Origin of the sequence: Ketogulonicigenium robustum, from assembly GCF_002117445.1 — a bacterium.
Taxonomy (GTDB): Bacteria; Pseudomonadota; Alphaproteobacteria; order Rhodobacterales; family Rhodobacteraceae; genus Ketogulonicigenium; species Ketogulonicigenium robustum.
Genome location: NZ_CP019937.1, coordinates 452,683 through 465,000 on the forward strand (window position 1 = coordinate 452,683; position 12,318 = coordinate 465,000).

Here is a 12,318-nt window from a genome sequence, read left to right on the forward strand (position 1 = left end):
CCATGATCGAACGCTCGCCGTTTTTTGATGCCGTCACCTATGCCGCGATGATTTTGGGCGCGATTGTTGTGCTGGTGCCGTTTTGGATCACCTTTGTTGCGGGGTCGATGACCGTGCAAGAGGTGAACCAGGTGCCCATCGGGCTGACCCCATCGGGGCATTTGTGGGACAATTTGCAGACCGCTTGGGATCGTGGTGATCTGGGGCGCAAGATGATGAATTCGTTCGTCGTGGCCGCGTGGGTCACGGCGGGCAAGATCGTGCTGGCAGCGATGTCGGCCTTTGCCATCGTGTTTTTTACCTTCCGTGCGCGCATGCTGTGCTTTTGGTTGATCTTCATCACGCTGATGCTGCCGCTAGAAGTGCGCATCGTGCCGACCTATTCGGTTGCCGCGAATGCGTTGCAGCCCTTTCAGGCCATTTTGGATGTGACGGGCGTGACGGGGCTGATTGCGGCTGTGTCGGGGGTGCGTATCGGCCTCGAATGGAACATGCTTAATTCCTACACGGGGTTGATCTTGCCATTGGTGGCGACGGCGACCGGCACGTTCCTGTACCGCCAGTTCTTTATGACCATCCCGGACGAGCTGGTCGAAGCGTCGAAAATGGACGGCGCGGGCCCTGTGCGCTTTCTGGTCGAGGTGCTGCTGCCGCTGTCGCGCACGAATATGCTGGCGCTGGCGACCATCATGTTTGTGGCAAGCTGGAACCAATATCTTTGGCCCCTGCTGATCACCACCGACCGCGCCAATTATGGCACCGCGGTCATGCAGCTAAAAGCATTGATCCCCGCCGAATTCGGTCTTCCCGACTGGAACGTGACCATGGCCGGCGCGCTGATCATCATGCTTCCCCCCCTTTTAATCGTCGCTTTCATGCAGCGCTGGTTCGTGCGCGGCCTGATCACGCGCGACAAGTAGACAAGGCGACTTTGACATGAGTGAAATTGCATTTCGCGGCGTTCACAAACGCTATAATAAAACCGATGTCATCCATGGTGTGGATATGGATATCGCGGCGGGCGAGTTCATCGTGATCCTTGGGCCATCGGGGTGCGGTAAATCTACCTTGCTGCGTATGATCGCGGGCCTTGAAGGGATCACCGGCGGCGAGATCGCGATCGGGGGCCGCGTCGTCAATACGCTAGAGCCACGCGAGCGCGGCTGCGCCATGGTGTTCCAGAACTACGCCCTCTATCCGCACATGAGCGTGGCGCAGAACATCGGCTATGCGCTGCGTGTGGCCGGCGTTGGTCGGTCTGAACGCGATGCCAAGGTGCGCGATGTGGCCAAGGCCGTGGGCCTTGATGCATTTTTGGATCGCAAGCCGGGCGAGTTGTCGGGCGGGCAGCGGCAGCGTGTGGCGATGGCGCGCGCCATGGTGCGCGAACCCAAGGTCTTTTTGTTCGACGAGCCGTTCTCCAACCTAGATGCCAAGTTGCGCGTGGCGATGCGCGCCGAAGTGCGCAATCTTCACCGCCGCCTTGGTGTGACATCGGTTTTCGTCACCCATGACCAGACCGAGGCCATGACGCTGGCCGATCGGTTGGTGATTATGAATGGCGGTCGGGTCGAGCAGATCGGCACCCCGTCCGAGGTTTACGATCATCCGGCAAGCCTGTTCGTGGCCGATTTTATCGGTGCGCCGGCGATGAACCTTATTCAGGGGGCCTTTGACGGGGATGGGCAGTTCCGCCACGGCACAAACGGGGTCGTGCGTTTGCAGGGCGTCGGCCAAAGCGTGGGCAGCCGCGTTGGCCAAGCCCCTGTGTCACTGGGGATCCGCCCTGAGCGCATCTTGCGGTTGGACGCGCCTTGCGCCCACAGCGTGACCGCCAGCGTCGATTACATCGAAGATTTGGGCGGCGCGCGGATCATCTATGCCGATCTGGCGGGGACGACGATTGCCATCGAAGACCGCAGCAAAGACCGCCTGACGCGCGGCGCGCCGCTTCACCTCGAATTGGCGGCAAATGCAGTGCAGCTGTTCAGCCATGTCGACGGCCGCCGCATTCCAGTACAATAACCATCTATCGGAGGGGCCCGTGGGTCATCTTATCGCAACCGGCTTCAATGCCGAGAGCACTGACGGCGAAATCGATAGCCTGTGCGCGCAACTGCACGCCTTGGCCGATATCGGCGTCGATACCGTCGAGCTGCGCATTTCCAGTGTCGAATTCATCGCGGGCGGTCGTTTCGTCCCGCAGCGGCTGGATCGCCTGCTGGCTATGCTGCGCGGCTTCGCCTTTCGCTACACCGTGCATGGGTTGGTATCATCCAATCTGATGGATCCGGCGCATGACATGTATCAGCTGGAAGTCGCAAAACGTCTGGCCGAGTTTTGCAACATGATCGGTGCGCGGGTTCTGGTGCAGCATAGCGGCTATCTGGCGGCCCATCAGGTTGCCGATCGCGCGGGCGCAGACGGGCGCGAGGCGGGAAATCTGTTTACTTTGGCCGAACACGCTGCGCCTTTGGGCGTGCACATCGCCCTTGAGAACATCTTTACCACCGCAGAAGGGCAGTACCGGAAAACGCCCGCCGAAGTGGCCCGGACAGTGCGCGAGATTGCCCACCCCCATTTGTGTGCAACCATCGATTTCAGCCACGCTTACATCGAATCGACCTATCGCGGCTTGGATTTCTACCAGCAGGTCGCCGAGATGGCGCCCGTGGCAGGCCATTTGCACGTGCATGACAGTTTCGGGCTGCATCACCGACTGTATCCCGAGGCCAGCGGTCGCGAGGCTGTCGCGCTGGGCATTGGCGATCTGCACCTGCCGATGGGCTGGGGCAGCATCGACTGGGACAGGATTTTCACCACCCACCGCTTTTTGCCCGAAACGGTGCTGATGATGGAAATAAGCCGCCGTCACAGCGCCGAACGCCCGCAAACCCTGCGCGACGCGCAGCGCCTGATGGCGCTGAACGCCAGCATTTAATTTCCCCAACCTCCGAGAGAGATATGAGCCTCAAATTCATCGTGATGAGCGACATCCACCTGATGCCCCCCGGCGGGCTATCGATGGGCCTTGATACCGCCGCGCGTCTGCGCAAAGCGATCGAGACCGTGGTGCAGCGGTATGACGACATCGATTTTTGCATTTTGGCCGGTGATCTGGCCGATCTGGGGCAGCAAGGCGCCTATGAGCAGCTGCAGGATCTGTTGGTCGATATGCCCGTGCCCGTCCATATGACACTGGGAAACCACGATAACCGCGAGACGTTCCTGCAGGTTTTTGGCGACGCCATGGCCAACCCTCAAACCCGCAAGGTCGATAGAGTCATCGATGTGAAAGGGTATCGGATCATCATTCTTGATACATCCGAGCCTGATCTGGTCGCGGGGCGCCTTTCTGATGTACAGATCGAATGGCTGACCGCGCGGTTGGCCGAGGCCGCATCGCAACCCGTGATCGTCGTCATGCATCACCATGCCAGCCTACTGAACACGCATGCCGACCGTATCGCGCTGCTTGCGCCCGAGGCATTTTTGCAGGCCCTGAAAACCCACCCTGATGTGCGCCAAGTCATCGCCGGGCACGTGCATGTGACCTCGTGCGCCGTGTGGCAGGGGGTTCCCTTTTGCACGCTGGCGGGCGGGCACTACTCGGTCGGTTTCGATGTGGGCAAGCCCGACCGGCCTGTCGAATGTTTCGATGGCCCGGGGCAGTTCGCCGTGGTCGAGGGCACGGCAGATCGCACCACGGTTCTGTTCGACGACTTTTTGAACAACAACCAGCTGATCCATACCCACGTCAAATAACGTGGGCAGACATAGGAAAAGGGCCGGAGGTTTCCGGCCCTTTTTTGCGTTTGGGGTGCTGGTCTTTTAGTGCGGTAGCAGCCGGCGCACGGTGTCGGCGGCTTCTTGCAGCGCCTCGGCCGGGGTTGCGGTCCCTTCAACGACTTGGGCCGACGCATCTACGATGGCATTCGTGACGCGGACCGAATTGTCGCCCGGGAATGCATACCACGGCACCATCAGCGACATTTGGTTCAGGCCTGCCTGAAACAGCGGGTTTTCAGGGTAGAACGCGCCAAGATAGTCGGGCGAGGTGGCGGCCAGTGCGTTGTTGGGGACATAGCCGGTGCCGGGGACAACCACAGACGCGCCATAGGGGCCGGCGGCGAACTTGGCAAAGCGCCACGCGGCGGCCTGCTTTTCGGCGTCTTGCGTCAGGATGACCACAGCATTGCCGCCTGTCGGCAGGCGGCCGTTTTCGGCATCAAGGCGCGGGATGGCGGCTGTGCGCAGATCGAACCGGTCGCCAACGGCGTTGATGGTCGAACGCAGGGCCCCTGTCGATTGGAACGAGAACCCGACCTTGCCTGCTGCAAAGGCCTGCGCGCCGGCCTGTTCAGTAAATGCGGGCATACCCCCTTCGTTGACCATCCGGGCCAGCAAATCGAAGGATGCAAGGCCTGCGGGGCCGTCGAACGCGACTTGCGTTTCGTCTTCCGACAGCATGGTGCCGCCTGCACCGAACAGCAGCGCCGAAAACATCCAGTCGGCGCCTTGCCAGCGGAAATCGATGCTTTCGACCCCGTCGCCCAAGGCGTCAATACGGGCGGCGGCGGCGATCACGTCGTCCCACGTTGCGGGCGGCTGGTCGGGGTCGAGGCCAGCGGCGCGAAACAGGTCTGCGTTATAATACATGATGGGGTTCGATGTCGCGAAAGCCAGCCCGACCTGCTTGTCGCCAACCCGCGCGAGATTCAGGATGGTGTCCGTAAAGCCGAGGGATTCCATGTCGCCTTCGGCTTCGATCAACGGGCCGAGGTCGACCGTGATGTCGCGTTCCGACAGCATGCGCAGGCGGTTCAACCCGATAAAGGTGATGTCGGGCATTGCGGCGGTTCCGGCCTGACGCATGATCAGCTGGATACCCTCTTCATAATTGGCCGAAGGTGTTGCGAATTCAATGTGGATGTCGGGGTTTTCCTCCATGAACTTGGCCGAGATGTTGTCCATCACGTCCTTGAAGAAACCGGGCATCGGGTAGTGGACCGTCAGTGTCGTGTCAGCCTGCGCCGCAAGGGGCAAACATAGCATAGCCGTGGCGGTTAGAATGGATTTCAGTGTCATTGTGCTCTCTTTAAGGAGGGCCGGTCAGCCTTTGAGACCGGTCATGGTGATGCCCTCGACGAATTTTCGCTGCGCCAGCAGGAAAAGCGCGACAAGTGGCAGGGTGATCATCAAGGTTGCCGCCATCAGGGCGCCGTAATCGTCGCCGGATTCGGCGGCGCGGAAATACAGCAGGCCAAGGGGCGGGGTCGCATAGGCTTGATCCGAAGTGACGATCAGCGGCCAGTACAGGTCGTTCCAGTGGGCCACGACCGAGAAAATGGCGAAGGCCGTCACTGCGGGCCAAGCGTTGGGGACGACGACACGGGCGATAATGCCCAGATCGCCCATCCCATCCATCCGCGCCGCGTGGATCAGGTCGTCAGGCAGGGCGCGGAAGAATTGCAGGAACAGGAAGATACCGAAGACCGATATCGTAAAGGGGGCGACCAGCGCGGTGTAGCTGTTCAGCAGCCCGACATTTGCAAAGCCGACATAGATCGGCAGTGCCGTCGCGTGGATCGGCACCAACAGCCCCAGCAGCACCATGACCATCATGACGCGCGCCGCGCCGAAACGCAGTTTTGCCATGGCATAGGCGCAAGGAATGGCAACCAGCACTTGCACGACGAAGATCGCCGCGCAGACGATGACCCCGTTGACCAGCAGCCGGCCTATGTCGATGCGTGATAGGGCGCGGGCGAAGTTTTCTGCATAGGACACCGTCTGCGGAAACAGGTTTAGCGTGGCCGAGAAAATCTCGCTTTGGGGCTTGCCGGCGGTGGACAGCATGAAGGCGTATGGGGCCAGAAATAGCGCCGCGAAAAAGATGAGGATCGCAAGACGAAAGGCGCGCGCGACTGAAAAGCGGCGTGTGGGACGGCGGCTCATTTATAGTGCACCCCTTTGTCTTGCGTGCGGTATTGCAACACCATCAGCCCGACGAGGATCACCAGAAACACCACCGTCATTGCCGAGGCGTAACCGACGCGCAGATAAACAAACCCCTCTTGGTAGATCGTGAAGAGCAGGACCTCGGAGGCTTTGTTCGGGCCGCCTTCGGTCAGGGTTTTGACGGTTTCAAAGACTTTGACGGCGTTGATGACGCTGATGGTTGTGACAAATAGCGTCGTCGGCCCCAGCATCGGCCACGTGACCAGCCGGAACCGGTCGAGCGCGGATTTGGCCCCGTCGACTTCGGCCGCCGCGTAAAGATCGCGGGGAATAGCTGTCAGCCCCGCAAGGAAGATCACCAGATTGAACCCGACCGATTGCCACACGCCGATGATCGACAGCGACCACAGCACAGACCCCGACTTTGCCAGCCAGCTGGGCCCTGCGATGCCGAACATCGCCAGCGCGGCGTTGATCGGGCCGATGGTGGGGTGGAACAGGTATTGCCACACCGTCGCCATGGCGACGATCAGCGATGCGACGGGAAGGAAGAACGCGGTTCGGAAGAAACTGCGTCCTATTGGCTCTGCCTCGATCAGCAGCGCTAGCACCAGCGCCAACCCGATCGAGAGCGGCGCGACGATGGCGGTGTAGAGGGCGGTGTTTTGCAGCGACCGGCGGAATGTGCGGTCGGACCACAGCTCGGCATAGTTTTCTAGGCCCACAAAGCGCAGTCCGCGATAGCCCAGCTGGTAGTCAGTCAAGCTGAATGCGATGACCGCCAACAGCGGGATCAGGATGAAGACGGTGAAAAGCAATGCGGCGGGGCTGACCAGCAGCTGGGCGGCACGGCTTTCCCGTCGCAGCAGGGGGTCATGAGGCGGGCTACGCATGGTGATGCACCGGTGCGGTCACGCGGTGGCCGTTCGCGGCGAAGGCAAGAATGTGGTGGGCGGGGGCGGCCAGCGTTATGGCGTCGCCTGCGGCCCAATTGGCTGCATCGGCGGGGGGCATTTGCGCCTGCAAGGCGACGGCGCCCGACAGCGTGCGACAGTGCAGGACGACCTCGGCCCCCAAAAATTCCACGCGTGCGACAATGGCGGGCAGTCCGTTTTGTGCGGGGCGCAGATGTTCGGGGCGAATGCCAAGGCTGATGGGGCCGTCGGGTGCCGAGACGCGGCCAAAGATGTGCGCCCCAACCTGTATTGTGCCCCCTGTGACGCTGGCAGGGATCAGGTTGATCTGCGGTTGGCCGATAAAACGCGCCACTTCGATATGCGTCGGGTTGTCGTAAATTTCGCGCGGCGGCGCGATCTGCAGCACTGCGCCGCCGATCATGACCGCGACACGGTCGGCCATCGACAGGGCCTCTGCCTGATCGTGGGTGACGTACAGCGTGGGAACCCCTGAGCGCCGGTGCATCTCGACGATTTCGCCGCGCGCATGAACGCGCAGGTTCGCATCGAGGTTCGAGAGGGGCTCGTCCATCAGGAACAGGGCAGGGCGTCGCACCATCGCGCGTCCCAGCGCCACACGCTGGCGTTGGCCGCCAGACATCTGGCCGGGTTTGCGCGCTAAAAGATGTGCGATTTTCAGCGTTTCGGCCATCTGATTCACTTCGGCGCGGATGGCTGACAAGACGGCAGCGCGCCCGCGCACCATCGCACCGACAAATGGAAGGCGCGCCAGCGCGCTAAGCCGCCGCATCATCAGTGGGACGGCCATGTTCTGCCCAGCGGTCAGGTGGGGGTAGAGGGCGTAGGACTGGAACACCATTGCAATGTTGCGATCGGCCGTTCCAAGCCCCGTCAAGTCCTGCCCATCGAGGGTGAGCGTACCGCTGTCGGCACTTTCAAGCCCCGCGATGATGCGCAGTAATGTCGACTTTCCGCAGCCCGACGGGCCCACGAGTGCGATGAATTCGCCCGCATCAACCTGCAGATCGATACCGCCCAAAACTTGGGTGTCGGCAAAACCTTTGCGTAGGCCGGCAATGACAAGGTGACCCGTGTTGGCCATTGTAGCGCTGCTCATGGCGCGGGCCTGCGGACGGTATCTGTGCCGGGGTAGACGGTGTCCATCACATCGTCCAACCAGTTTGGCCGCAATCCGGGGACGGCGATCAGCGTGCTTTGAACGTCGTCGCCCAGGATGTGCAGCGCCGCGCCCAGTATATTGGCGCCGGGTACATCATCGACATAATCGCGCACCAGAAATCCTGCGGGCGGTGCCCAGACCAGTGCCATGGATTGATGGTGCTGCAACTGCGCGCGGTGTGTATGGCCCGACGCATAAAGGGCGACGCCGTGCTTTTCGCACAGCGCCAGCAAGGACTGCCGCGCGGCGGGTGGGGCAGCCCAGTAGCCCGTGTCGCCTTCGTTAGCATCGTGCATGAACAGGGGGCAATGGGCGAAGATGGCCGTCCGCAGCTCGCCGCTTTGTTCCAACCTCTCGGTCAGCCATGCAATTTGCGCGGCCTCCTCTGGTAGGTTCGACCCGATCAGCAGGGCATTGAGGCCGATCAGGCGCCAGCCGTCTTGGTCATGGACCCAGCGGTCGGGGCCGACAGCGGTGTGCCATGCGGCAATGCGCGCAGGCGTTACATCTGCCAAGTGCCCGATGTCGTGGTTCCCCGGTACCACTAGTAAGGGCAGGTCGATTGATGCGCGCAAGGCTGTGATCGCGTCGGTCAGCTCTTTCGGACGCAGCGCGCCGTCGACGCTGATGTCGCCGGTATGAATGACGATGTCGGCCCCGCTAGCGGCGATCCAAGCGGCCAGCGGCGCCAGATTGCCATTGAAATAGGGCATTTCGGGGCTGAAATGCGTGTCGGTGATTTGGATAATTTTCATGGCTCTTCGTGGTTGGTGTTTCAGCGCAGCGCGGCGGGGATCAGCGGGCCATGCGCCGCCAGCAGGGCATCGACCAAGGTTGAGATCTGGGCAGGGTCCAGCTCTGCTGCTGTGTGGGGGTCCAGCAGGGCGGCCTGCACAATGTGGTCTTTGCGCCCGCTTAGGACAGCTTCGGCGGTTAGCAGCTGCACGTTGACTTGCGTCTGCATCAGGCAAGCCAGCTCCAGCGGCAGCGCGCCGATTGCGGTCGGCTGCACCCCTTGGCTGTCGACCAGGCAGGGCACCTCGACGCAGGCTGCGGCGGGCAAATTGTCGATCAGGCCCGTATTGATGACGTTGCCATAGATAACGCGGGGGGTGCCGGTTTCGATCGAATCGATGATCTCGGCGCCGTATTCGGCCGATTTGCGCACAGATAGCGGCGTTTCGGGATCACGCAGGGCCTGCGACATGTCCTGCCATGCGGCGATTTGCGCCTCGCAGCGGCGGGGATATTCATCCAGCGGGATGTTGAAGGCCTCGATCAGGTCGGGGCGGTCGCGCTTGATGTACCACGGCACATATTCTGCGAAATGTTCCGAGCTTTCGGTAACAAAGCGGCCAAAGCGCTGGTAGACGTCATAACGCACGCGGTTGTTCGGCGGGATGCGCCCTTCGGCAATAACCTGATCCAGCGCGGGGTATAGGTCACGGCCTTTGTGCTGCAGTTTCAGAAAGAATGCCATGTGGTTCACGCCTGCGACCAGATAGTCGATCTGGTCTGCTGGAATGCCCAGATCCTGCGCCAGATCGCGCGTCGTATTGCGCACCGAATGGCATAGACCGACAGTGCGGATGGGGCTGGCACGGTTGAGGCCGATGCAGTTGATCGCCATCGGGTTGCCGTAATTGATGTGCAGCACATCCGGGCAGAGGCGTTCCATTTCGCGCGACATGGCGATGAGGACGGGCAGGCTGCGCACGCCCCGCATGATACCACCGATCCCCAGCGTGTCGCCGATCGTCTGGCGCAGGCCCATCGCATTGGGCAGGTCGAAGTCGGTCGTTGTGGCCGGGCGGTAGCCCCCCACCTGAATCATGTTGAACGCATAATCTGCGCCGTCCAGCGCGCGCGACAGATCGGTGGTTGCCGTAATGCGCGCGTGCGTTCCCAACGTGGCGTTGATGCGGTGGGCGACAGCCTCGGATTCCGCCAGCCGCGCGGGGTCGATATCGTGCAACACGATGTCTGCCGCAGCCAGCGCAGGATAAAGCAGGATATCACCGATCAAGCGCTGGGCGAAAATAGTGCTGCCGGCGCCGATAAACGTGATGCGGGGGTGGTGCATTTGAGGTGTCCCGTGTCTGAAATCGACTCGGGGTGTAGGGCGCGTCGGTGACAGTAATTCACGCGCTTTTTCAGGGTTTTTCCATTTTTTGCGGCCGGCAAATTATTTTCAGTCCTGTTCCACAATTGTCATCTGGCTGAGACCCCGCCCCGCTATGCGCACCCGCAAAAGGAGATCAGCATGTCACAGTCCCGCTTGAAGGGTGATGCGCCTGCGTGGTGGAAGTCCGCCGTTGTCTATCAGGTTTGGCCCCGCAGCTTTGCCGATGGCAATGGCGATGGCATTGGCGATTTGCAGGGGCTGATCGCGCGGCTGGATTATTTGAAATGGCTGGGTGTCGATGTGGTGTGGCTGTCGCCGGTCTTCCGGTCGCCGCAAGATGACAACGGATATGACATCAGCGATTATCACGACATCGACCCTGATTTCGGCACGCTGGCGGATATGGATGTGTTGATCGCGGGGTTGCACCAGCGCGGCATGCGTTTGGTTAGCGATCTTGTCGTCAACCACACATCCGATGCACATCCGTGGTTTCAGGCCGCCCGCAGCAGCCGAGATGACCCCAAGCGCGATTGGTATATCTGGCGCGACACCCCCGAGGACGGCACTGCGCCGAACAACTGGATGTCGCGCTTTTCCGGCAGTGCGTGGGAGCCTGATTCGCGCACGGGGCAAAGCTATCTGCACATCTTCGCCCGCAGCCAACCCGACCTGAACTGGGCCAACCCTGCCATGCGCGCCGAGATATGGCGCATGATGCGTTGGTGGCTGGACCGTGGCATCGACGGCTTTCGGATGGATGTGATCAACTTCATTTCCAAGGCCGACGGCCTGCCGGATGACCCGCAGGGCAATGGCCAGCGCTTTTATGCGAACGGCCCCCGCTTGATCCCGTATTTGCAGGAAATGCAGGCCGAGGTTTTGTCCCACGCGACCCGCCCGCTGATGACAGTAGGCGAGACCCCCCTGACCGATGTTGAGACAGCGCGCGCGCTGACCGACCCGGCAGGGGGCGGGTTGGATATGGTTTTCCAGTTCGAGCATATGGGCATCGATATGGATGGCAGCCGCTGGAAGCAGCGCCCGATGGATTTTCGCGCGTTGAAAACCGTCATGGCGCGCTGGCAGACAGGGTTTGCCGATACGGGGTGGAACAGCCTGTATTTCGGCAATCACGATCAGCCTCGTATCCTGTCGCGTTGGGGCGATCCGGTGGGGCACCCCGTTGCGTCGGCCAAGGCCTTGGCGACCGTGATGCATTTGCACCGCGGCACGCCCTATATCTATCAGGGCGAGGAAATCGGCATGCAGAACCTGCCCCTGCCGACGCCCGCCGATTTGCGCGATGTGCAGTCGATCAACTATTTCAACAGCCAGATGGCCGAAGACCCGCGCCGCGACCCCGAGGAGGTGATGCAGCGCATCCGCCCCATGGCGCGCGATACCTCCCGCAGTCCCATGCAGTGGAATGACGGGCCGTGGGCCGGTTTCTCCAGCGTCGCCCCGTGGATGCCGCTGCACCCTGACTATGCTGTCACAAACGTGGCGGCGCAGCGCGATGATGCGGCTTCGGTCTTGCACCATACCCGTGCGCTGATTGCACTGCGGCACGATAATCCTGTTATTGCGCTGGGCGATTGCCGTTTTGCCGAAATGGACCACCCGTCGCTTTATGTTTTGCTGCGGCAATGGGGTGATCATCTGGCGGTGATGGTCGCAAACCTTGGCGGGGCGTTTGTGCCGCGCGGCGAGTGGGCCTGGCTGCCTGAACTGCCGCTAGCGTTGGGCAATATCGCGGGTGCCCCCAGTCATAGCGGTGCGTTGCAAGGGCTGCGCCCGTGGGAGGCTTTGGTCTTCATGGGCGAGGCCGCATGAAAGTCACACTGCAAGAGGTCGCGGCCCTTGCGGGCTGTTCGTTGGCCACCGCCAGTCGCGCGCTAACCGGCAGCGGTCCGGTTAGCCAGGCGATGGATAATCGCGTCCGCCGCGCCGCATTGGATCTGGGGTACCACCGTCGCACCGAAGGGGCCGTTACCGGTGCACGCCCCATCATCGGGGTGCTGATCCCGTCGCTGTCGAACCCCGTTTTCGCGACATCGTTGTCCAGCTTGCAGTTGCGTTGCCGTGGGGCAGGGCGGGGGGTCATCATCGCCCAGTCGAACTACGCCCCAGAA

The 12,318-nt window shown here is 61.5% G+C and carries 12 protein-coding genes (1 of these 12 only partly in view); 6 read left to right on the forward strand and 6 right to left on the reverse strand.

The genetic code is table 11. From position 1 onward, the window contains the following. The first annotated feature begins 2 nt into the window (after positions 1–2). Genes BVG79_RS02300 through BVG79_RS02315 form a run of 4 tightly spaced genes read left to right on the forward strand, consistent with a single transcriptional unit; the run spans position 3 to position 3,765 of the window. Positions 3–920 (forward strand): ABC transporter permease subunit, encoded by a 918-nt coding sequence (locus BVG79_RS02300; protein ID WP_085785465.1) that lies wholly within the window; start codon positions 3–5, stop codon positions 918–920. Between the two features lie 16 nt (positions 921–936). Next, positions 937–2,025: an ABC transporter ATP-binding protein gene (locus tag BVG79_RS02305; RefSeq protein ID WP_085785466.1), complete on the forward strand. Its 1,089-nt coding sequence runs from the start codon at positions 937–939 to the stop codon at positions 2,023–2,025. A 19-nt stretch (positions 2,026–2,044) separates the two neighbouring features. After that, a complete protein-coding gene (locus BVG79_RS02310) occupies positions 2,045–2,941 on the forward strand; it encodes a sugar phosphate isomerase/epimerase family protein (RefSeq protein ID WP_085787201.1) in 897 nt (298 codons plus the stop codon). Positions 2,942–2,964: 23 nt separating this feature from the next. Further along, positions 2,965–3,765, forward strand: a complete 801-nt coding sequence (locus BVG79_RS02315; RefSeq protein ID WP_085785467.1) for a metallophosphoesterase — start codon at positions 2,965–2,967, stop codon at positions 3,763–3,765. 66 nt (positions 3,766–3,831) lie between these two features. Here BVG79_RS02315 and BVG79_RS02320 read toward each other — a convergent pair whose 3' ends face one another. From BVG79_RS02320 to melA, 6 genes are read right to left on the reverse strand one after another with little or no spacing between them, the layout of a single operon-like run. Then, positions 3,832–5,088, reverse strand: coding sequence for an ABC transporter substrate-binding protein (locus BVG79_RS02320; protein WP_085785468.1), 1,257 nt, complete (start codon positions 5,086–5,088; stop codon positions 3,832–3,834). 24 nt (positions 5,089–5,112) lie between these two features. Continuing rightward, complete coding sequence (locus BVG79_RS02325) at positions 5,113–5,958, reverse strand: carbohydrate ABC transporter permease (RefSeq protein ID WP_085785469.1); 846 nt, start codon at positions 5,956–5,958, stop codon at positions 5,113–5,115. Continuing rightward, a complete protein-coding gene (locus BVG79_RS02330) occupies positions 5,955–6,854 on the reverse strand; it encodes a carbohydrate ABC transporter permease (protein WP_085785470.1) in 900 nt (299 codons plus the stop codon). Before BVG79_RS02330 ends, BVG79_RS02325 begins: the two co-directional genes overlap by 4 nt. Then, complete coding sequence (locus BVG79_RS02335) at positions 6,847–7,995, reverse strand: ABC transporter ATP-binding protein (protein ID WP_198167878.1); 1,149 nt, start codon at positions 7,993–7,995, stop codon at positions 6,847–6,849. Before BVG79_RS02335 ends, BVG79_RS02330 begins: the two co-directional genes overlap by 8 nt. Further along, the gene (locus tag BVG79_RS02340; RefSeq protein ID WP_085785472.1) at positions 7,992–8,813 is read right to left on the reverse strand and encodes a metallophosphoesterase family protein; all 822 of its coding nucleotides are present in this window, start codon (positions 8,811–8,813) and stop codon (positions 7,992–7,994) included. The genes BVG79_RS02335 and BVG79_RS02340 overlap by 4 nt, the downstream gene beginning before the upstream one ends. Before the next feature lie 20 nt (positions 8,814–8,833). Continuing rightward, on the reverse strand, positions 8,834–10,141 hold the full coding sequence (melA, locus tag BVG79_RS02345; RefSeq protein ID WP_085785473.1) for an alpha-glucosidase/alpha-galactosidase: 1,308 nt from the start codon (positions 10,139–10,141) through the stop codon (positions 8,834–8,836). A 180-nt stretch (positions 10,142–10,321) separates the two neighbouring features. Between melA and BVG79_RS02350 the strand changes: the two genes are divergently transcribed. Beyond that, on the forward strand, positions 10,322–12,019 hold the full coding sequence (locus tag BVG79_RS02350; protein WP_085785474.1) for an alpha-glucosidase: 1,698 nt from the start codon (positions 10,322–10,324) through the stop codon (positions 12,017–12,019). Further along, positions 12,016–12,318 carry the beginning of a substrate-binding domain-containing protein gene (locus BVG79_RS02355; RefSeq protein WP_085785475.1) on the forward strand. 678 nt of this gene lie beyond the right edge of the window, so only the first 303 of its 981 coding nucleotides appear in the window; it begins with the start codon at positions 12,016–12,018; its stop codon lies off the right edge, out of view. Before BVG79_RS02350 ends, BVG79_RS02355 begins: the two co-directional genes overlap by 4 nt.